Here is a 21,835-nt window from a genome sequence, read left to right as displayed (position 1 = left end):
GATTGGGAATCTCTTGGGGAACAGGAAATTGAACAGACGAAAGTGCCTTTGATGTAACGAAAAATGTTGGTTAATATCTCCTTCCATTGCAACCGATTTTGTCCTTCGAGAAAGGAACTGTTTAAACTGGAAAATATAACCTCTAACCAGTTTTGTATGATTGGCTTTTCTTGGTTCCCTTGTGGCACATTTTATCCTTTCTCTTCATTTTGAGAAAATGTAACTATCTATTTTAGCTATAAGGAAAGATAATACTTTTAAATCTCGCCCCGTATCTGATAGGTGATATCTCCTGCACAAAATTTGGGCTAATTTTTAACTCCAAAGGGTATAATATTGCCAAGTAAAATTGCAGGAGTTCTATGTGAGTATCAAAGATGATGTCAATTATGTGAAAACAGAGTTGAGTAGTGATGAGAAAATACTCGAGAGTGCCTTTAAACTTGAGTCATTCTATAAAAAATATAAAATAATGATTTGGGGAACAGTGATTGTGCTGCTTCTTATTTTTACAATCAAAACAGGGATGGATGCGATATATCGGTCCAAACTAGAAGCAGCAAACAAGGCATTGTCGACCCTGCAGCAAAAAGCAGATAATGCAGAAGCACGTAAGGTACTCAAAGAGAAAAATCCAGCGCTCTATGAGCTCTTTGAATTTTCTCAGGCAATAAAGAAAAAAGATATTGCCGCACTTAAAGTACTTTCAGGTAGCAAGAATGAGATTATCTCTGATATAAGCCAATACTCCATAGACGCAATTGAGCAAAAATCTACTAGTTCTAAGTTCTATAAGGATTTATCTTATTTTGAGCAGGCATATCTCTCAATCAAAGCAGGTGACAAAAAAAGAGCAAAAAATAAACTTAGACTGATTGATGAGCGCTCTCCGCTCTTTATGCCGGCAAAACTTTTGGAGCATGGCACACTGAAGACTAATTGATATGAGACCATATTTTTTTCTTTTATTGACAAGTGGGCTATTGCTATTTTCTGGCTGTAGTCCAAAACAGTATTTTGAGCCAAAGCAGACCCATGCTATTTCTCAGATAAAGAGTCATTATAGCGGTACAATTGTTCATAAAAGTCACCATGGTGCAACACTTGATAATGGACACTATATTGATAAAAAGGGGATCAGTCGGATCACGCTGGAGGCAGGATTCCACTTCCTAAATGAGAACAGAAAATATATATTAGCTGGCAATAAGGATGGGACACTTGCACTGATTGATAAAAAGCGTGGGAAAGTCAAAAAACGTATTGAGTTGCATGAAATTGTTGTCTCAGCAAGTATTAAAAATGGATTGATTGCCTATATTCTTGGCAATAATACTTTTGGACTCTACCGACTACGAGATGGGAAAAAGCTTATAGAGAACCATGCAGAGCATACATATGCGATTGATAGCGGGATGGCAGATCCACTCTTTATTGATTCTATAGTAGTGGTACCAATGCTTGATGGGAAACTTATTATTTTTGATACAGATGACACAGAAGCAGCCAAAGTGATCTACCTAAGTGGCAAAAAGGTATTTAACAATATCATCTTCCTTTTAAGAGCAGGCAATACACTTGTGGCAGCAACACCCAAAAAGCTTCTTGCACTTGGCACAGATAAAGAATTTTATCACCATGCCAACATTGCAGAGGTTGCTGTATACAGAGGCCATATTTATCTCTTTACCAAAGAGGGTGAGATTGTCAAACTCAATACCAAATTGAAAAGACTTGCTAAAAAGAAGTTTAGATTTGCAAAATTTTCTGCAGCTACAGTTATTGGAGGTACAATATATGTACTTGATATGCAAGGTTCACTCATTGTTACCGATACCAAGCTAAAACAGTCAAAGGTTTACGATGTTGGAAAAGTGAAATCACCAGTATTTATCTCTGGAAACAAACTCTACAAGGACGGTAAGATTATCCGTCTTGATGCATTGGGTTATAAGTAGCAATCATGAGCGATTTGCTCATAGCGTTTAAAGAATACCTAAGTGTAACCAAGGCACTTGATGATTTGACTATCTCCTCTTATCTTGGTGATCTTCAGCAGCTTGAAGGGCAGGTTGAAAAGCCACTTACCAAACTCAAGACAGCCGATGTACTAACATTTCTTTCTGCATTTGATAATAAACGTACCCTCAATCGTAAACTCTCCTCTATTAATACTTTTTTTACTTTCTGTCATCGTCAAAACTTTACCTATGAAAAGATTAAAATTCCTATGGCTAAAGTACCCAAAAACCTACCTAAATATCTTAGCCTAGAAGAGATTATGGCAGGTATTTCACTAATTGATCGTAGTACGCTTCAGGGATTACGCGATTATGCATTGATTCTCTTTCTTTATGCTAGTGGTTGTCGCATTTCTGAAGCACTCAGTATTCAGCGTAGCGACATAGTAGAGGGGTGGCTTAAAATTCGTTTTGCTAAAGGTGAAAAAGAACGCGTAGTGCCACTTGCTCCTATTGCCATAGAGGCACTTGAGGCTTACCTTTCTAGGGAAACCATGGTAAGCAGTTACCTTTGGCTTAACTATCGCGGTGACCCACTCAGTCGTATCAGTGCCTACAAGATTGTCAAAAAATACCTTCATATCTCTCCACATGTACTGCGCCACTCCTTTGCATCCTCTCTCATTATTGGGGGCGCAGACTTGCGTGTGGTACAAGAGCTTCTCGGCCATAGCTCACTAGAGACAACACAAATATATACGCACATCCAAAAGCAAAATTTACAAGAAACCGTAAGGCGTTTTCATCCATTGGGTCAATGAAATTCACAATATCAACACTCTCTTAAGTATGTGTAATACATACTGTATTGGTGACTTTTTTGCTCCATGAAAACGTTTAATGATAAAAGCGATATAATAAGAGTATCTATAGGAGTTTCACAATATGGAAGAGATACTCAGTAGTCTAAATCCGGCACAACGTGAAGCGGTTGAACATGTTGATGGAGCTATGCTTATTCTCGCTGGTGCGGGTAGCGGAAAGACAAAGACATTAACGACACGCTTAGCCTACTTAATTGGAGAGATAGGCATAGACCCTACAGATACACTCACACTCACTTTTACCAACAAAGCTGCTGCTGAAATGCGTGAACGTGCGCTTAAGCTAATACCCAATAAAATCTCCCATCCACCACTACTGTGTACCTTCCATAAGTTTGGACTACTCTTTTTAAAATTCCATATTGAAAAACTTGGTCGTGACAACAGTTTTGTTATTATCGATAGCAATGATAAAAAACAGCTGTTACGCAGTATTGCCAAAGATCTCAAGATAAATCTTAATCTTTCATTTATTGCTTCAGAGATTTCTAAATACAAAAACTCTCTGCTTACGCCCAAAGTGGTTATAGAAAAAGCAGAACTATCTGACTATAAAAAAATTGCTTCTATCTATGAGAAATATCAACAGAATATTATTGAGAATAATCTTGTTGATTTTGATGATCTGCTCATGCTTACTTATCAGATACTTAAAAGTGATGATAAGCTACGAAAAGAGACTAGCAACCGTTATAAATATATTATGGTTGATGAGTATCAAGATACCAATGAACTACAGTTTCGTTTACTTGAGTTACTCTCTTCTGAGCATAAAAACCTTTGTGTGGTTGGCGATGAAGACCAAAGTATCTACAGTTGGCGTGGGGCAAATATTCGTAATATTCTTGAGTTTTCTGATAATTTTGATCATTGCAAAGTAGTTAAACTTGAGACCAATTACCGTTCTACTGAACCTATTCTTAAGGCAGCTAACGCATTGATTGATCATAATTCTACCCGTTTGGGGAAAACGTTGATCTCTCACAAAGGAGAAGGACCAGAGGTAAAGCTTCTTCATTCATTTGATGAATCCATGGAGACCAAGGCAATTGCTCATCAGATCAAAGATTTACTCAATAAGGGTACAGATCCTGATGAAATTGCTGTACTCTATCGTATCAATGCCCTTTCACGTTCTCTTGAAGAGGGATTTACCAAAGAGAGTCTTGATTTCAAACTCATAGGTGGTATGCGTTTCTATGAACGTGCAGAGATTAAAGATATTATCTCTTACTTTCGTGTGTTTGCTAACCCACATGACGACTTCTCATTGCTACGCATCATCAATAAACCCAAACGTGGTATCGGAAAAGCTTCCATCAATAAAATACAAAAGGCTGCTTTCGATGCCCATCTTTCTCTCTATGAATATATTGAACAAAGCATAAAAGGCAAACAGCCTGTAGTGATGAGCAAAAAGGTTGCTAACGGGTTGGAAAAACTGGTTCAAGATATCCATATACTTCAAGAAGAAATAAAACATGATTTGAATAGTTTTCTCAGCCTTTTTGAAGAGCATATTAAATTCAAAGACTACTACGCTGCCATGGTTGATGGTTTTGATCGTATTTTGAATATTGAGGAGTTCTATGGCTACTTTCGTGATACTGTCGACAAGAACCCCAATCTTACGCTTGATGATTTCCTTAATGATATTTCCCTACAAAGTGATCAGGATCAAATAGAAGAGAATGCTATCATTATTATGAGCATTCACGCTGCTAAGGGACTGGAGTTTGAACATCTTTTTATTATTGGAATGGAAGAGGAATTTTTTCCACTACTAGGGGAGGGGTGCAATATGGAAGAAGAGCGTCGTTTAGGATATGTTGCTATCACCCGTGCCAAAAGTGATCTAACACTTTGTTATGTTGACAGCCGTTTTTATAGAGGTCGTCGTAAAATGGTTGAGAAAAGTCGATTTCTTGGTGAAGCTGGACTCATTCAGGACACCTCACTCAAAATCACTAAAGTGTCTGCCTATAAAAAAGGTGATCTGGTTAAACATAAAATATTTGGTATTGGTCGTGTACAGGCTGCTAATAAATCGGGCAAAGAGTATAAGCTTCTTATTAACTTTGGCGGAAACAAGAAAGAGATACTTAGTTCATTTGTGCAACCAATTTAAATATAGCATAGAATAAAAATGAAGAGTGGGGAGTATGCATCTATGACAAAAAGGTGGTTTCAGTGAATTGTCTTTTTGTTGTACAAAAGCCCATTTTTCGTTCATCAAATAGCTATATGGGCTACGTTAAACGTAAATATAATACCAAAAAAGTTGGTTTTTCTGGTACCTTGGATCCATTTGCTACTGGTTGCCTTATTGTTGCTACAGGGCAATACACTAAACTTTTTCAATATCTTGACAAGACACCTAAAAGCTATAAGGCCACCCTTTGGTTGGGTGCCAATTCCCCCTCACTTGATATTGAAAATATTAATACGATTCAAGAGATAGCACCATTGAAATATGAGAAGATTAAAACAGTACTTGATTCACTCAAAGGTGAACTTACCTACTGTCCACCTCAGTATTCTGCCAAAAAAATTGGAGGCAGACATGCTTATGATCTAGCGCGAGAAGGAAAAGAGGTTAGACTCAAAAAGGTTACCTCGACTATTTATGATATTGAACTGATGACCTATAACCATCCTTTTATTCACTTTAAGGCAACAGTAAGTGAAGGTACCTATATTCGAAGCCTTGGTGAGATGATTGCCGATAAGTTGAGAGTAGATGCTACACTTTCATCTTTACACCGTATTTGTGAAGGAAAATTTTATTATGAGAACGAAAAACCCCTTAACCCTTTTGAGTATTTGAAGATACCACGCAATAACTATTTTGGTGATGATGCATATCTTGAACTAGGAAAAAAAATATCGGTAGAATATTTTGAAAATAAAGAGAATGGTACCTATTTGGTGGAGACTTCTAATTTTTTTAGTATTCTTGAAATTAAACAAGATATAGTCACCTATAAACTTAATCGTCTTGAAAAATATAAGGAAAAGAGATGCAAACCATAAATGCTTACGCCAAAGTAAATATCTTCCTTAAGATTACTGGATACAAAGATGGTTATCACACTATTCTCTCTCGTTTCATGCGTGTAGACAACCTCTATGATACTATTACCCTCAAACCTTATCGGTGCAATGCCTTTACCATTGATGGATGTGATGACATACCGACCACTTCTAATACTATCTTTAAAGCCTATAAAGTACTTTTAGCGTATACCGGCTCTAAAAAATTGGAAGATTTTTTTACATCATACAAGGTTTCTGTTGAAAAACGTATCCCTTCACAGGCAGGTTTGGGTGGTGGTAGTTCTGATGCAGCAGCTTTTATGCGATTGATAAATAAGGTGTGTGAATTAGAAATAGATACCAAAACACTTGCTAAACTAGGTAGTCAAATTGGTGCAGATCTACCTTTTTTTATCTACAATTATCCCTCGGCAAATGTTAGTGGGTTTGGGGAGATTGTAGAGCCTTTTGAAGAAGAGGTATTTCAGTTAGAACTTTTTACCCCCAATATTGATTGCAATACTGCATTGGTTTATGAAACCTTCAGAACACAAATGCTTGAACGTATTGATCCTTCCTCCTTTGTTGGTTGGGAAAACCATAAAAGTCGTGACCTTCTTGAGCTTGTTTCCGATCCGACTATGCTAAACGACCTCTATGCTGCTGCACAAATTACCTATCCAGAGCTTAAAGAAGTTGCACCAAAAGAGTGGTTCTTTTCAGGAAGCGGAAGTACATTCTTTCATATATCTTAACCTGTCTATTTAATAGCTCAATTTTAAAAAGTCCTTATACTTTATATTGATATGATAGAATGTATAAAAATAATCATAAGAGGAGTATTGGAGATGGCAGCCCCGCAACAGTTTACAATTACACTCACAAGTGATCAAGTACAGAAGCTTCAGGAGCTTCAGAAATTGACAGGAGATGATACTACCAATTTATTTCGTACAGCACTACAGCTCTATTATGAGAAGATAATAGCAGATGAAGACATGAAAGAGCTTGCACAGATTAATGCACTGTTGGATGTGCAGTAGATTAAAAGAAAAGAATAGATTTATTTTTGGTATATATTGTAAAAAAGAGAGCCAGAAAAGCTCTCCAGTCAAGTATTAGCCAGCAACCTGAACTTCAACTGGTGTTGACTCCCAAATACCATGTTTTGTACAGTATCCATGGGCGATGAGGTTGAGTTTACTTTTAGTTGGTCTAATGTTAAAAGTCACTTCGGCATGAGACTTTTCATTCCCAAGTGTTCCTGGAACAAAAGTTGTCATTGCAAGTTTGGTATCACCATCGAAAAGTGTAATAGATTCAATATAATGGTCAAAATCATCAGGATGTGTATATTCCTGACCCATTTTAACATTGACAGCAAGCATTTCACCTTTTTTTGCCTCACCTTGAACGGTAATGAATGGTGAGTGTCTATCAATAAGATCTTTTTTTGCTTCTCTTTCAACCGTGTCGATATCTACATATTTATTAATTTTTGGCATATCTAATCCTTTTTGATTTATTTTAGATGGGTAAGTATAGCACAATTTTTGTTAACTAAGATATATTTACTCCTAATTAAATATATTACTACAGTGGGATATTTTTTTAATCATTTGCAATATCAGTTACTGTAGTACATCAATTATTTTTTTACTTTTCCTCGATGGTTGCTACGATGATGATGTGAGCCAGATGATCCACGTTTTCTTTTATTGTGGCATGCATCGCAGATAGAAAACCGATAAGAGAAGTCAAGCACCTTTCCACAGCGTCGACAGTTTTTGGTGAAGAGTCCTTTTCGTAGAGAATTTTCAATATAAGTATTGAGTTTTACACGCATTTGAATAGCTTTTTGTGTGTCTTCGAAGAAGTCAGGGAATTTGAAGCTTAGCCAGAGATAGAGCGAAATTTCTCGTACTCTATCTTCAGCATTAAGAAGCATATCGTTAGTCTGGGCAAAGGTGGGGAGGTCATGCGGTGGAATATAGAGTACTTTGCTGCCCGCCTCAATTTGTCGGATGTACCGGTGAAAGACTGATTCGATATAAGGAGATGAGATACTTGCGGGTGCACAACTGAGGTAATAACGGGTACGCAGATCAAGGCTATATTCATCAACGATAGCAGCAATCTCTAACATACTCTCAATGTTGGCAGCAACAAAGGGGCCATCAAATTCCATATTTTCTGCAAAGAAGCTCAAAATAGTAGTAATATTTTCAGTTTCAAGTATTTCACCTATGAGCATGATATGTTCTAGGCTTGCCATAACTGAAACGGGCAATTCGATATTAAACAGAGGTGTATAGAACGCTTTATTGATAGTCTTGAGTGTATGTATATCGAGTGCACCCACATACCCCTTCTCCTCAATACCATAACGCCCAGCACGTCCAGAAATTTGAAGTACTTCATTTGGTAACAGTTCGCGTCGTCTAAGTCCATCAAATTTATTATCTTTGGCAAAAAGAATGGTACGGATAGGAAGGTTAAGCCCCATTGCAATGGCATCAGTGGAAACAAGTATATCACTTTCTCCCTCACGGAAACGGCGTGCTTCCTCACGCCGTACTTCAGGAGAGAGATTGCCATAAACAACTGAAACACTATATTTTTGCGAGAGTTGCTGTTTGAGTGAAAGCACATCTCGTCTAGAGAATGCTACTATCGCAGTCTGTGGTTTAATCTGCTTCATTGGGGTAGCATATCTCATTATCTCCAATGGGTTTTTTCGCTCGAAGTCTACTACTTTTAGGGGTTCTTCAAGATAGATACAGAGTTCTTTAAGTGCATGTAATGCGTCAATTGAACCAGTTAAAATAACTTTCTTTGCTGGTGCACCAATGAGTGCGTTTGCCCATGCCCAACCACGATCACGATCTGCGATCATTTGTATCTCATCGATAACACAAACATCGACATCGACTGAAGCGTTCATCATTTCAATAGTTGAGGAGATGTGGGTAGACTCCTCATCAATAATCTCTTCCTCGCCAGTAATGAGTGAAACTTTCATGCCATCAGACTTGAGACTTTCGTATCCCTCTAGCGCAAGTAGTCTTAGTGGTGCAAGATAGTATCCAGTCGTTGCTGCTTTAAGATGCTGAAGTGCTTCATAGGTTTTACCTGAATTGGTTGGTCCTACATGAAAGATAATCTGGCGTTTTAATTTACGTGCAAGTGGATAGAGATACTTAAAGTCTCGGATGGTCTTTGCCAGTAGCTCTTCACGTTTTTGTTTTTTAAGTAATGGCTTAATATACTCTCTGAAATGAAATAGAGTACGCCGTTTGGTTTTCTCTTTGAGCTTAAGGGTATGAGAGCTCTCTATCTGTGGCACAATAAAGCGGACAATCATGTCCTTAAGTATCTTCTCCTCCAAGTTAAGTTTTTGGCTTTCGTAACACATCTCTTCAAGCAAATCGTCAATAGCAGCTTTAAAATGAGAAATTAGATTATTGTTGATATGGTAAAGATCCTCCTTGATTGGTAGCTCTTTGCCCCGCCATACGAGGTCATAAAGAGAAGGTTTTTCATAGGAAACTGAAGTAGTATAGTGGAGTACTGTATCGAAAAGATGATGAAATTTCTTTTTTTCAATAATGAAATGATCTGCACTTTCAAAAATCTCATATTGACTATCTATATTTTTTAATATTTTATTGATAATAGCAGGAGGGAGTGGTGCATGATAAAGGGTTGCTTCTGGTGGCATACACTTAAGTGCTGCTGTAATAGTCTCTTCATCAAGATAAGGATGAGAGTGAGCATAAAGTGCTTCAAGGAACGTCTCAATTTCTTTCTGTTTTGTTTCAATACTCTCTTGTTTAAGCTTTTCAAGTATCTCCAGTACTATCCTACTCTCCTCTTTTTGTAATGCATCAAGATCAATTGAGTCAGTGATACAAAGTAGTGGTTTGGTGAAGTCATAGGTTTTGAGCTTAAAGGTGAAATGGTGTATAAACTCCATCTTATTAAGGGTACTAAAAGCTACTTCTAGTGTTGTTTCTAAATTTTTTAGTTGCTCTTTTATCCGAAGATAGTGAAGTTTGTTGAGGATTTTCTCTGGGGTGATTTTGGAGTGGCGTTTATCGATGAAGGCTTCAAGAATAAGTGCCTCCTCATGCTTGGTATATGTATGCTTAGAGAGAATAGAGAGTATTTTTCCCACCTTGTCTGTATCATGCATTTGCTGTGAACTTTTATGTATTGCCTTGTGTGGTTGTGTGAGGTAAGAGACAATACTTTCACGTATACCTACGCCTTTTTCACTCCAAATACGTCTGAGTGCACGAATCATCTCATTGCGATCAAAAGAGGGCAGTTGTATCTCTAGCAACATCAATAGCCCTAGCAGGATGTCATCATCGAGTGTAGTGATTCCTTCTTCAAAAGGAAGTCCATGAAAGTAGTTTCGTATTTTGTTGTTGAGTTTAATCAGATATTTTCTTTTCTTTGTTGCCATAGAGGGATTATAGCAAAATCAAGAAGTAGATAGCAGGCAATAGTGAGAAAGCTATTTGCTAATTAACTGTCCGAATATCTACCAACTCTACCCCATCACACTCTTTTTTGAGTCGTTTATGTTTACGTGCATCCTCTTCAGCAAGTTCAAGCAGGTCGGCAAAATCATTCTTGTTAGCAGTAAAGGTATATACGGTTTTATCAGTTTTCAGATAAACTTTTGCCTCTTCATCTTTACTGTTAAGAATAATATTTCGTAGCCCTTTAGCAAACTCACCCTTGATGACGCGCATCACTTTTTCATTCTCAAGGAGTGTTTTGAGTGTTATTTCAAGTGCTACATCGTTTTCACACATCACCGTATAACTTACTTCTATCAAGCCTTCCATCCCATTACTCCATTATTGTTTTGTTGTGGTATACCCATTGTACCTATTTGGTTTTATATACTTGAATGTTTTATCCTCATAAATGAGATTCTTGTTTATAAAACGTATACATGGGTTATTATACTACTGAACTGCTTTTGTAAGTAATGTTTCAATAGTATTGGGAATACTAGAGATCTTCATAAATTCACCCATGGTTAGCAATGGGTAGGAGATGGCAAGGTAATATTTTGCATGTAGCGCATATGCATTTCCTCCTTCAATCAGTACGGTATAGGGAAGTACAAGTGCTTTATCCTCGCCGATGGTATCAATAAAACTCTCTACATCTTTACCCATTTTGATACCATAAAGTGTTGTATTGCTAGAGAGCTTCAATGCAAAGAGTTGTTTTGTTCCTTTGATTCCTTTGGCATCTTTTTTAAGTTTGAGCATATCTTCATAGTAGGGCATGCCGATCATAAAGTGGTATCCAGAAAGTTCTTCATCATCGAGTATATCTTTTGTAGGTATTAGTTTTCCAAGTGCTTGACTGAGCATCTTCTTGGTACTGCTTGCAACACCGCTATTGTAGTCTTTTTGGAGAAATGCCTTGAGCCAGTAGGTTGGGTTGGTTGTTAATACGGTTTTTGTTTTGGAGTTAACTAGTATTTTTTGGATTGCAGCAAAACCACGCTTTGGTTTACGTGCTATTTTTTTGAGTATGCTGTTGGTGACAACAATAACTTTTAGGTATCCCTTTTGTGCCGGTGAATAGGTAGTCAATACAGTAAAACCTGCTTTTTTAAGTTTGGAAACAACCGTTTTTGTACTAGCATACGATGCATTAAAGTAGGCAGTTTTCTCTTTTGCTTCTACAGTTGTAGAGGCAAACAGAAAGAGCAAGATTGTTATTGTAAGCCTTGTAATTGTCTTTGTCATAATCTATCCTTAAATTCTAATTTATGTATTTCGGTAAACATTGTGCCATAAAAATATTTATAGATGTATTAGTTTATTCTTATCTTTATAGATAAAATAATCAATTAAAATGAATATAAAAATAGTTATTTTATGCTAATTGTTGCTATAATGACCGTAATGGAAAATTATAAAATAAAAAATATTGCTGGATACTTTTCAAAAACATTTCTTAGTAATCCACTCACACCTATTCTTGCTGTAGCCATTCTTCTTTTGGGGTTTATCTCTCTTAATACAATGCCAAGGGAGGAGGATCCACAGATTGAGGTTAGTGGCGGTGCTGTTATAGTGGCAATGCCAGGCGCTTCACCCAAAGAGGTACTCAATGTGGTTATCAAGCCACTTGAGCGTCGTATACGTGAAATCAAAGGGGTGGAGCATGTTTACGGCACAGCAATGAACAATTTTGGTATTGTCAATGTGCAGTACTATATTGGAGAGAATCGTGAATCTTCTAATCTAAAGCTCTATGATAAAGTGATGCAAAATATGGATCAGCTCCCCAAGAATACCATGCCACCACTGGTTAAACCTTTTGATATTGATATCGATATTCCTATTTTGACAGTAGCCTTTTACCAACTTCCCAATATTAAATCTGATGTGGTTAAACTCTACCGTACTATCCGTGAACTTCAGCAGGAAATCAATGCACTAGATAATGTTTCAAAGACTACACTTAAAGGCGTTAAGCGTCCACAGTTTAATGTATTGGTAGATCTCAATAAACTCTCTGCCTACCATATCTCTTTGGGGCAAGTTGCCAGTGCAATTAAATCTATTTCTACTAATGCACCTATGATTGATACAGAAAACAAACTGGGAAAATTGGTTGTCTTTGGAATAGAGAATGCCATCAATACGGTTGAGGATCTTCAAAATCTGATTATTGCACAATATATGGATTCACCTATCTATCTCAAGAGTATTGCCAAGGTGGAGTATGGCTACGATATACAAAATTACCAGAGTACACAGATAGACTATAGAAAAAGAATGGATATTGATCCAGTAGCAATTAGGGAGAATACTTATAAAGAAGAGAAAAGAGAAGATGGGGAGCATGAAGTAGCTGACCGTTCATTTAGGGGGCTTGATACACAAATTACGATGACTATTTCTAAACTCAAAGGAACCAATGCAGTCCTTATTGCAGAAGAGGCTATAGAGAAGATACAGGCTACTAAAGCACAGCTTAATGCTGCAGGTGTTGGATTTATTGTTACCAGAAACTATGGTGTTAGGGCCGATGAGGCAGTTAATGAACTAGTACATCATTTAGAGATTACTATCTTTATTATTATGTTAATACTCATCCCATTTTTGGGATGGCGAGAGTCGATGGTTGTGACTATTGCTGTACCAATGATTTTAGCAACAACACTTTTTATAGCACAACTGACAGATCAGACGATTAACCGTATCACCCTTTTTGCCTTTTTGCTCTCTTTGGGGCTCATTGTTGATGATGCTATCATTGTTATTGAGAATATTCATCGGCGGTTACATCTAGACATTGAGAAGAAGAGTGTTGATGAGATTATTGTGCAGGCAACAGACGAAATAGGCCCCTCAACCAATGTTGCCACTATTGCCATTATCTTGACAATGGTGCCTATGGGTTTTGTTGGGGGGATGATGGGGCAGTTTATGAAACCTATTCCTCTTAATGTGCCTGTAGGACTTGCTGTTTCACTCTTTGTTGCATATGTATTTGCTCCCTATATGGCAAGAAAATTCCTCAACTTTAAGAAGATAAAGAAAGAGGTAATTTCCCACCATACAAAGGAGCATAAGCAAGCAGAAGAGAAACCCAAAAAAGAAGGAGAGAAAATAAAATGACACGATTTGAATCTTTCCTTTATGGTATATTGGAAAATAGGCGTAAACGCTGGGTTGTTATTGGTATTGTACTTGTCTCTTTAATGGGTTCAGTGATGATGTTTCCAACTAAACTGGTACTTGCAAAAATGCTTCCAGGAAAAAGTGCCAATACCTTCACTATCTATATTGATACTGCGACCGATGCCTCCATCAAGGAGACGGGTCGGGTGACACAGTGTGTGGTTGATATGCTTAGAAAAGAGGCAGAAGTAACTGACATGGAAGTCTTTTTGGGGCAGGGGGCACCATTAGATTATGCTGGACTTGTCAAGGGGAGTGCCTTTAAGCGGTTTCAGAATCAAGCAGAGATTGTAGTCAATCTGACAGGTAAGCATACAAGGAATGAACCCTCTTTTATGATGGTGCATCGTATCCGCCCACTTATTCAGCGTCGCTGTGAGATGATTGTACCGCATACCAATATTAAGTTTATTGAGATGCCTTCGGGACCTCCGACACTTGCGACAATCATTGTAGAGCTTTATACTAAAAGTGATGAACAGCTACGTCATATGGCACAAAAAATTTCTACCATACTTCAAAATACAGAAGGGTTGGTTGATATTGATGTGATGATGGATGATATCTATACTACTTATATGCTTCTTCCAAATAAAGAGAAGATCATACGAAGTGAACTCAGTGTTGAACAGGTTAATCAGATTATTTACTTGGCATTTAAGGGGATGCCAGTAGCAGTTAAAAATACTAAGAATCAGCAGGATCAGGTTCCAATCTTTGTACGCTTTGATAATGAGTCTCGCATTATTGAAGGCGAGAGTAAGGAGACATTAAAGCAAAAGTTTTCACGTTTGCGACTCATGAATCAAAAAGGGATGATGGTGCCACTTATTGAGGTTGTGGATATTAAAGAGATGCCTTCAAGCCCAACAATTTTTAGAAAAAACCTCAAGAATATGGCAACGATTACCGCAGAATGTGATCTTGTCTCTCAAGTCTACCCACTACTTGAGGCACGGGATAGGATGCTAGAAGTACTTAAGAAGGAGTACAATATTACCAAAGATCCTGGTATAAGTACGTATATGTTCGATTTACATGCAGTAGATAAAAAGAGTGGCGAGAAGATACTGATACGTTGGGATGGAGAGATGAAAGTTTCACTCGATACTTTCCGTGATTTAGGTGGTGCGTTTATTGCTGCATTGATATTGATGTTTTTATTAATGGTGGTCTACTATAAATCATTTGCACTTAGTGGTATTGTTTTAGCAGGTAGTTTTCTCTCCATTATTGGAGTGATTGTTGGGCATTGGATTACTGACAAGATATCTTTAGCATTTGCTGATGTCCACTTTTTTCTAACTGCAACCTCATTAATCGGGTTTATATCACTTATGGGAATTAGTGCACGTGGTTCATTGCTACTGATTGATTTCTCACGCTCTTTAATGAAAGAGGAGAAGATGGAGAAGAATCGGGCTATTGCTAAAGCAACGGCAACTCGCGCCAAGCCAATCTTGATGACAGCAGTTGCAATTATTTTAGGTTCACTGCTACTCTCTACTGATCCAATTTTCGGTGGACTAGGGATTGCACTTATTTTTGGAAGCATTGCTGCAACTGCTGTTGCGCTCTTTTTTATTCCTGTACTGATGTCTAATGCCAAGGCAATGGATATACAGCATGAAAAAAAAGAGTATTGTAAGAATATTGATGATGAGCCAGATGGTCTAATGTGTATTTTAGCAAACAGCATTAAGCAGGTATTTGTATTGCCAAAAGCGTGCAAGGATGAGAGCAATGAAGAGATATCACATAACTATGATATCTTTACTTTAGTAAAAAAACGTCTCATTCATCTGTGGGAGAGTATACGCAAAAGAGGTTGACGAAATCTATATTTAGAAAAATTAAAAATATACTCTTATAAAATAGAAATACACCTCTATCTGTTTTTTGAAGGTGTATAATCGATGTACAACTTGGCATACATACCTGGGTAAATCTTCTTGTGGTCTTTATGGAAAGAAATACGTACCAAAAAAGTATGTGTCATAGGATTAGCACTAGGAACAATAGATTTAATGCGTCCATGACCTTTGTAGTGGATAGATGGAATCTCAAATTTAATAAAATCCCCTTTGTTTATCTTAAGTAAATCAGTCTCTGCAACTTGTGCTTCTATCTCAAGATGGTTAAGGTCGACTAAAACCATTACAGGAAAGCCCGGCATGACCATATCCCCCACATGTAGATTTTTCTGTACAATAATACCATCACTTGGTGCCTTGACCTCAAGATACTGAGAGATAACACTAACCTCTTTGACTTTCTGTGCAGCATTCTTGACAATAGCCTGCATTGCCTTAAGCATTGACTGTGTGTGTTCTGCTGTAATGGAAAGGTTATCGTTCATATCATCGAAATTAAAGTTAGCTCCCGATATTTTACGTTCTCTAAGTAGCATCTTTTCACGTCTGATTTCATCAAGTTTACTACGATAGACATCAGTGAGTATCTCAGCTTGTTCGAGTCCAAGATTGACTTGCTCTTTGAGTATGTCAAACTCTGCAGAATCCATCTTAAAAAGTGTATCTTCCCGCTTTACCGAGTCTCCTACTTCCCTGTAGACCTCTTTAACATACCCCATGTAGCGTGCACCAATATATTTTTTATTATCAGAAACAATAGTACCAGTTACGGTGAGTGTATTTGCATAAGCACATAGGGTTAAAAGGGTTATGATGAATAGTATTTTATTCATGAGAGCTCCATATTATTGATCAAAAAAATTGATGTAAATTAAGTGTTTTATATATTACAATAATTGGCTTAAAAGTTTAAACAAAGAGTCATATAGGGTGAAAAAGTTTAGCAACCCTCTCTTTCTGGTGGCTACCAAGCAGAAATTACCACCTACCAAGCCTCTAATACACTCAAGTAGAAAAAGAGTATCTGCCTTGTAAAAATGAGTTCAATATGTTTGGGATTTTAAGTGAGTCTTTAGGGGGAGTAATGGAAGTACTAAAAACCAATAGATGTTATGCCCAAATGGTAGCAAATTTTCCAGACACAAAAAGATAGGAGCATGGAAAATAATTTTTATCTATATTAAGTTAATATATTGATAATTTTAAAGAGTAGTCATGACGACCCAAGTCTTGCTACTCTCTACATAGAGGTTTGGTCATAACTATATACTTTTTAAAATGAATGTTTCCATATCTGCAACAACTTCTTCAAGTACCCTTTCTCCATCTATAATCTTGAGAAGATTTTTATTTTTATAAAACTTCTGGATAGCTGGAAGTGGTTCCGTATATATCTTCATACGACTTACAAAGACCTCTTCGCTATCATCACTTCTCTCTTCACCTGGAGCCGCTTCAGCACGACGACCCAAAATGCGTTCCCTGGCAACTGTTTCACTAACACGTACTTCAATAACAGAAGCAAGGTCAATATTTCCTTCCCTGCCTACAATTTCATCAAATGTAGTCATTTGCTCTTCACTTCTTGGATATCCATCGATAAGAATATTGTCTACAGGCGCATTGTTGATTGCCGAGATAATAGTATCAACAATAATATTTAGTGGTACAAGTGCACCTTTGGAGATGTAGTTCTCTATCTCTTTTCCAAGTTCAGAACCACTTGCTACCTCTTCGCGAAGCATGTCACCTGTAGAGTAGTGAACAATCTTATTTTTGTGTTTTTCTGCTATGATACTCGCATCTGTCGTTTTTCCAGAGCCTGGTGCACCGATAATTAAAAAGAGTTTTTTCATAAATATTTATCCTTTTTTAGTAGATATTGTTACGCTAATAAAAGCAAATTGAAATGTTTGCACAAACACCAACCGTTTACTATATTAATGACTTATGCTGTCGGTGCTTGCCTGATACGTAGACCCAAATCTTTAAGTTGTTCTGTATCGACTGGACTTGGTGCTTGTGTTAGTAGACACTGTGCACGTTGTGTTTTAGGGAAAGCAATGACATCACGGATACTGTCCGTACCTGCCATGAGCATTATGAGTCTATCAAGACCAAGTGCAAATCCACCATGTGGCGGTGCACCAAACTTTAAGGCATCAAGTAGGAAACCAAACTTCTCCTGTGCCTCCTCTTCAGAGATGCCAAGCAGTTTAAAGATCTCCCCTTGTATCTCTTCTTTGTGGATACGGATGGAACCACCCCCAAGCTCTGTACCGTTAAGTACAATATCGTAAGCAATTGACTCAATCTCTTCAAGATCTTCTTTAAAATCAAGTGATTTTGGTTGCGTAAAAGGATGATGAAGTGCTTTTACACGCCCATCTTCCACTTCAAACATTGGGAAATCAACAACCCAGAGGAACTCAAAGGTATTCTCGGGGATGATATTCATTAATTCTGCTAGATAGATACGGAATCGACCCATGTAATCAAGCACTACCCTCTTCTCTCCTGCACCAAAGAAGACTACATCGCCTACAGCCAAATCACAGCGGTCAATGATCGCCTTAAGATCTGTTTCAGAAAAAAACTTCGTTAGTGGTCCCTTGAGCCCATCTTCTTTCATTTGAAAGTAGCCAAGCCCTTGTGCACCAAATTTTCTAACATAATCTTCAAACCCTTTCATTTGACGCTTAGAGAAGATATTGTCACCGTTGGGAACCTTGAGTGCCTTGATACGGTTTTTCTTTGGTTCAGAAGCAATTTGGGAGAATATCTCATTATCACAGTGCTCAAAAATATCGATTACATCGACCATTGCAAGTTCATAACGCATGTCAGGTTTGTCTGTTCCATATTTCTCCATAGCTTCATGGTATGTCATGCGTTTGAAAGTTTTAGGGATCTTAAATCCACATTGTGTAAAGATATCGCCGATAAGGTTTTCTGCTACACCGATAACATCATTTTCTGTACAAAAGCTCATTTCAACATCTATCTGGGTGAATTCTGGTTGCCTATCAGCCCTGAGATCTTCGTCACGGAAACATTTAGCAATTTGAAAATACCGATCAAAACTAGAGACCATCAGTAGTTGTTTAAAAAGTTGTGGGGATTGTGGTAGTGCATAGAATTCACCAAGATGTACACGGCTAGGTACAAGGTAATCACGTGCACCTTCAGGGGTAGATTTAGTCAGTACGGGTGTTTCTACTTCAAGAAATCCAAGACCATCAAGTGAGTTTCGTGCTGCAATGGTTGCTTTTGATCTAAGTTTAAAAATATTATAAGATTTTTGATTGCGTAGTTCAAGATAGCGATACTTTAACCGAATCTCTTCATTAACCTTCTCGTCTCCCAAATCAAATGGCATTGGTTTGGATCGATTTTCAATAATGAGTTGATGAATAACAATCTCAATTTTTCCTGTTTTAAGGTTGGGGTTCTCGAGTCCTTCGCCTCTGGCACGTACCTTTCCGGTTGCAATAAGGACAAACTGATCACGTACCTCTTCAGCTATCTTGTGTGCATCCATATTATCTGCAGGGTCACAGACAAGTTGTACAACCTCGTCTTTATCGCGAAGGTCAATAAAAATAACACCCCCATGATCTCTCCGGCTGGCGACCCATCCTGCTACGGTAATCTCTTCACCAATATGTATTTCATGGATTTCGGCACAATAGTGTGTTCTCACGTCTATTCCTCGTAATGAATTAAGTAGCGCGATTATATCAAAAAGTTGTTTAGGGGCAAACATTGATGACGAATATATTGTTACATCCTTAAACCCTAGCCATTAAAAAAATGACAATATGACATATTTTTGAGCCACTCAAGCAAGAATATGTTAGGCTGTCATTAAGCAAGACATAGATGGAGAAAATATGGTGAAACAGTTGCAACAGGTGAAAACAGTAGGATTCATTCTTAAGCCAAATACACCAGAGATTAAGTCAATTTATGAGCATATTAGACAACAGTTTGAGAGCAGGGGTATCTCTGTATTGCTTTCAGAGCGTTCGGCAAAGATGATAGGGCTAAAAGGTATTCTATTTGAAGAGATGTGCTGCCAGATTGATTTTCTTGTCTCTCTTGGAGGAGATGGCACACTTCTTTCTCTTGTGCGTCGAAGCTATGGTTACGATAAACCGGTTGTTGGGATCAATGCGGGCAAATTGGGATTTCTTGCCGATATTACTATTGGTGAAGTTGATACATTTCTTGACCGACTGCTCATGGGAGAGTATCGTATTGATGACCGTATGATGATTGAGGGATATATCCAAAAAAGTAGTGGTAGTAAAATTAGCTTTATTGCCTTTAATGATGTAGTTATTACCTCTCCTGAGCCCTCCAAAATGGTAAAGGTTAATGCTTCTATCGATGGAGAGCGTTTTAATTCTTATACTGGAGACGGACTTATTATCTCCACACCAACAGGCTCTACTGCCTACAATCTCTCTGCCGGTGGTCCTATTCTCTATCCATTGACACAAGCATTTATTATTACCCCTGTTTTGACACACTCACTTGCCAATCAGCGACCGCTAGTAGTGCCTGCAGATTTTAGTATTGAGCTTGATGTAGAAAAGTATCGTGCCATTGCTTCCATTGATGGACAGGAAGTCTATGAGCTAGAAGAGGGTGATATTCTTTATATTGCGGGGGCAAAAAAAGGGGCAATTCTTATACACCGCAAAGAGCATAATTATTTCTCTGTTTTGCGTGAAAAACTACACTGGGGAGATAGAAATTGATAGAGAGACTCCATCTGCGTGATCTTGTAACCTTTCAGACACTTGAACTTGAGTTCAAGCAAGGACTTATCGTATTTAGTGGATCAAGTGGTGCGGGTAAATCAGTACTTATTTCGGCAATACTTTCTGCATTTGGGCATACAATAAAGAGTGTTGCAACACTTTGTGAGCTCGACCTAAAAAAGCCTACAAATTTGAAAAGTGATGCTTATATGTTAGAGGAGAAACTCTGTATTAAAACCATAAAAAGAGAGAAGCTACGCTATTTTATTGATGGACAAAACATCTCTAAAAAAATACTCTTAGAGATGTTTTCACCGTTTGTCAGATATCTTTCTGTACGCGATCAAGAGGGAATAGATGTAGCCTCTTTACTCAAAATGATAGACGCATCTCTCTCTGCCAAGGAGAGTAGCTTTAAAAAATCTCTTAGAGAGTATGCAAAACGATATACAAATTATCGACAGAAGATACTTCAATTAGAGAAGATACGAGATGAAGAGAAGAGGCTGACGGAGAAGATCGAATTGATACGTTATGAGATAGAGAAGATTCATACGATCAACCCTAAATCTGGAGAAGAAGAGGAGCTTTTAAAAGTAAAGCAACAACTCTCACGTATTGATAAGATTCGTGATGCATTGGTGCGGGCAAATGAGATTTTCAAATATGAGAGTAGTGTGGAGGAGATTTATCGACTACTCGATAAAAATATAACACCCTTTTCAGAGGCAATGAATCAACTCCGTGCAGATTTTGAAGAGAGTGAACTGCTTGCTGATGAGCTTAAAGAGGTAAATGTAGAAGAGGTACTCAACAGATTAAGTGACCTTACAGGATTAAAGAATCGTTATGGCTCCATAGAGGAGGCGCTTGCCTACAAGGAGGAGAAAATCTGTGAGTTGGCAGGATATGAACATGCAGAGCAGGACAAAAGTCTGCTTGAGCAGTTTCTTGAGGTGGAATATGTAGAATTGCACACGATTGCCTCTCATCTTTCACAGAAGAGAAAAGAGGAGGCAAAAAGACTTGAAAAAACCCTTGAACACTATCTCTCTAGTTTAAAACTTTCCGCATTGGAGTTTGTATTTTCTTCGGTTCCACTTGGCGAGCAGGGGCTTGATAGTGTGGAGATAAAACTTGGTGATTCATCACTTAAAACACTTAGTGGTGGAGAGTTTAACCGTGTTAGATTGGCACTGATGGCTACAACTATGCCAAAAGAAAAAGAAGAACAAGGTGTACTCATACTTGATGAGATTGATGCAAATGTTAGTGGTGATGAGTCCATTGCTATTGCAGGGATGATTGAGACACTCGCAAGGGGGTATCAAGTCTTTGCCATTTCTCATCAGCCACACCTTGCTGCCAAGGCAACACAGCATATTGTTGTAGAAAGAAAAGGAGACATTAGTCGTGCACGCATACTTGATGATGAGGGGCGTATTGATGAGATTGCCCGTATTGTTGCTGGAGAATCCCCAACTGAACAGGCAGTAGCATTTGCACAAAAGTTACGAAGTAGCAAATAATAAACTATTGTTTAAGTAGGGTTTTGATTTAATTCATATTAAAAAATAAGGAGTA

16 protein-coding genes and 1 pseudogene are annotated in these 21,835 nt (G+C 37.8%); 10 read left to right on the top strand and 7 right to left on the bottom strand.

Going from position 1 to position 21,835, the window contains the following annotated elements:
- Positions 1-364 precede the first annotated feature (364 nt).
- The 7 genes from LGB01_06910 to LGB01_06880 all read left to right on the top strand — a co-directional run bounded on the left by LGB01_06910 (position 365) and on the right by LGB01_06880 (position 6,924).
- Positions 365-943: a hypothetical protein gene (locus LGB01_06910; GenBank protein MCB4753926.1), complete on the top strand. Its 579-nt coding sequence runs from the start codon at positions 365-367 to the stop codon at positions 941-943.
- Position 944: 1 nt separating this feature from the next.
- Positions 945-1,958, top strand: coding sequence for a WD40 repeat domain-containing protein (locus LGB01_06905; GenBank protein MCB4753925.1), 1,014 nt, complete (start codon positions 945-947; stop codon positions 1,956-1,958).
- Between the two features lie 5 nt (positions 1,959-1,963).
- On the top strand, positions 1,964-2,782 hold the full coding sequence (locus LGB01_06900; protein ID MCB4753924.1) for a tyrosine-type recombinase/integrase: 819 nt from the start codon (positions 1,964-1,966) through the stop codon (positions 2,780-2,782).
- Between the two features lie 124 nt (positions 2,783-2,906).
- The gene (locus LGB01_06895; GenBank protein ID MCB4753923.1) at positions 2,907-4,973 is read left to right on the top strand and encodes a UvrD-helicase domain-containing protein; all 2,067 of its coding nucleotides are present in this window, start codon (positions 2,907-2,909) and stop codon (positions 4,971-4,973) included.
- 62 nt (positions 4,974-5,035) lie between these two features.
- Positions 5,036-5,878 (top strand): tRNA pseudouridine(55) synthase TruB, encoded by an 843-nt coding sequence (truB, locus tag LGB01_06890; protein MCB4753922.1) that lies wholly within the window; start codon positions 5,036-5,038, stop codon positions 5,876-5,878.
- Positions 5,866-6,636: a 4-(cytidine 5'-diphospho)-2-C-methyl-D-erythritol kinase gene (locus LGB01_06885; protein ID MCB4753921.1), complete on the top strand. Its 771-nt coding sequence runs from the start codon at positions 5,866-5,868 to the stop codon at positions 6,634-6,636. Before truB ends, LGB01_06885 begins: the two co-directional genes overlap by 13 nt.
- Before the next feature lie 93 nt (positions 6,637-6,729).
- On the top strand, positions 6,730-6,924 hold the full coding sequence (locus LGB01_06880; GenBank protein MCB4753920.1) for a ribbon-helix-helix protein, CopG family: 195 nt from the start codon (positions 6,730-6,732) through the stop codon (positions 6,922-6,924).
- A gap of 75 nt (positions 6,925-6,999) precedes the next feature.
- Here the strand turns inward: LGB01_06880 and LGB01_06875 are convergent, their stop codons facing one another.
- The 4 genes from LGB01_06875 to LGB01_06860 all read right to left on the bottom strand — a co-directional run bounded on the left by LGB01_06875 (position 7,000) and on the right by LGB01_06860 (position 11,661).
- Complete coding sequence (locus LGB01_06875) at positions 7,000-7,386, bottom strand: class II SORL domain-containing protein (GenBank protein ID MCB4753919.1); 387 nt, start codon at positions 7,384-7,386, stop codon at positions 7,000-7,002.
- 143 nt (positions 7,387-7,529) lie between these two features.
- Positions 7,530-10,352 (bottom strand): helicase, encoded by a 2,823-nt coding sequence (locus LGB01_06870; GenBank protein MCB4753918.1) that lies wholly within the window; start codon positions 10,350-10,352, stop codon positions 7,530-7,532.
- A 58-nt stretch (positions 10,353-10,410) separates the two neighbouring features.
- Positions 10,411-10,740, bottom strand: coding sequence for a hypothetical protein (locus LGB01_06865; GenBank protein MCB4753917.1), 330 nt, complete (start codon positions 10,738-10,740; stop codon positions 10,411-10,413).
- Positions 10,741-10,863: 123 nt separating this feature from the next.
- Entirely contained in the window at positions 10,864-11,661 is a 798-nt protein-coding gene (locus LGB01_06860; protein MCB4753916.1) for a hypothetical protein, read from the bottom strand.
- A gap of 191 nt (positions 11,662-11,852) precedes the next feature.
- On the opposite strand from LGB01_06860, the pseudogene LGB01_06855 reads away from it, so the two are divergent.
- A pseudogene (locus tag LGB01_06855) lies at positions 11,853-15,437 on the top strand (efflux RND transporter permease subunit).
- A 59-nt stretch (positions 15,438-15,496) separates the two neighbouring features.
- Here LGB01_06855 and LGB01_06850 read toward each other — a convergent pair.
- The 3 genes from LGB01_06850 to aspS form a co-directional block, all read right to left on the bottom strand.
- Positions 15,497-16,315, bottom strand: coding sequence for an efflux RND transporter periplasmic adaptor subunit (locus LGB01_06850; protein ID MCB4753915.1), 819 nt, complete (start codon positions 16,313-16,315; stop codon positions 15,497-15,499).
- A 429-nt stretch (positions 16,316-16,744) separates the two neighbouring features.
- A complete protein-coding gene (locus LGB01_06845; GenBank protein MCB4753914.1) occupies positions 16,745-17,338 on the bottom strand; it encodes an adenylate kinase in 594 nt (197 codons plus the stop codon).
- Between the two features lie 92 nt (positions 17,339-17,430).
- Positions 17,431-19,185 carry an aspartate--tRNA ligase gene (aspS, locus tag LGB01_06840; GenBank protein ID MCB4753913.1) on the bottom strand — a complete coding sequence of 585 codons (1,755 nt, stop codon included), beginning with the start codon at positions 19,183-19,185 and terminating at the stop codon, positions 17,431-17,433.
- Between the two features lie 190 nt (positions 19,186-19,375).
- On the opposite strand from aspS, the gene LGB01_06835 reads away from it, so the two are divergent.
- The gene (locus tag LGB01_06835) at positions 19,376-20,248 is read left to right on the top strand and encodes an NAD(+)/NADH kinase (protein MCB4753912.1); all 873 of its coding nucleotides are present in this window, start codon (positions 19,376-19,378) and stop codon (positions 20,246-20,248) included.
- Complete coding sequence (locus LGB01_06830) at positions 20,245-21,780, top strand: DNA recombination protein RecN (protein MCB4753911.1); 1,536 nt, start codon at positions 20,245-20,247, stop codon at positions 21,778-21,780. The genes LGB01_06835 and LGB01_06830 overlap by 4 nt, the downstream gene beginning before the upstream one ends.
- Positions 21,781-21,835 lie beyond the last annotated feature (55 nt).

Origin of the sequence: Sulfurovum sp. (assembly GCA_020525365.1) — a bacterium.
Taxonomy (GTDB): domain Bacteria; phylum Campylobacterota; class Campylobacteria; order Campylobacterales; family Sulfurovaceae; genus Sulfurovum.
The sequence above is the reverse complement of the archived record's forward strand: the minus strand, read 5'-3'. Positions and strand labels throughout refer to the sequence as shown.

Coding starts and splice junctions, on each gene's coding strand:
- LGB01_06905 (MCB4753925.1), top strand. CDS start 945: ATGAGACCATATTTTTTTCTTTTATTGACAAGTGGGCTATTGCTATTT.
- LGB01_06900 (MCB4753924.1), top strand. CDS start 1,964: ATGAGCGATTTGCTCATAGCGTTTAAAGAATACCTAAGTGTAACCAAG.
- LGB01_06895 (MCB4753923.1), top strand. CDS start 2,907: ATGGAAGAGATACTCAGTAGTCTAAATCCGGCACAACGTGAAGCGGTT.
- LGB01_06885 (MCB4753921.1), top strand. CDS start 5,866: ATGCAAACCATAAATGCTTACGCCAAAGTAAATATCTTCCTTAAGATT.
- LGB01_06880 (MCB4753920.1), top strand. CDS start 6,730: ATGGCAGCCCCGCAACAGTTTACAATTACACTCACAAGTGATCAAGTA.
- LGB01_06875 (MCB4753919.1), bottom strand. CDS start 7,386: ATGCCAAAAATTAATAAATATGTAGATATCGACACGGTTGAAAGAGAA.
- LGB01_06870 (MCB4753918.1), bottom strand. CDS start 10,352: ATGGCAACAAAGAAAAGAAAATATCTGATTAAACTCAACAACAAAATA.
- LGB01_06865 (MCB4753917.1), bottom strand. CDS start 10,740: ATGGAAGGCTTGATAGAAGTAAGTTATACGGTGATGTGTGAAAACGAT.
- LGB01_06860 (MCB4753916.1), bottom strand. CDS start 11,661: ATGACAAAGACAATTACAAGGCTTACAATAACAATCTTGCTCTTTCTG.
- LGB01_06850 (MCB4753915.1), bottom strand. CDS start 16,315: ATGAATAAAATACTATTCATCATAACCCTTTTAACCCTATGTGCTTAT.
- LGB01_06845 (MCB4753914.1), bottom strand. CDS start 17,338: ATGAAAAAACTCTTTTTAATTATCGGTGCACCAGGCTCTGGAAAAACG.
- LGB01_06835 (MCB4753912.1), top strand. CDS start 19,376: ATGGTGAAACAGTTGCAACAGGTGAAAACAGTAGGATTCATTCTTAAG.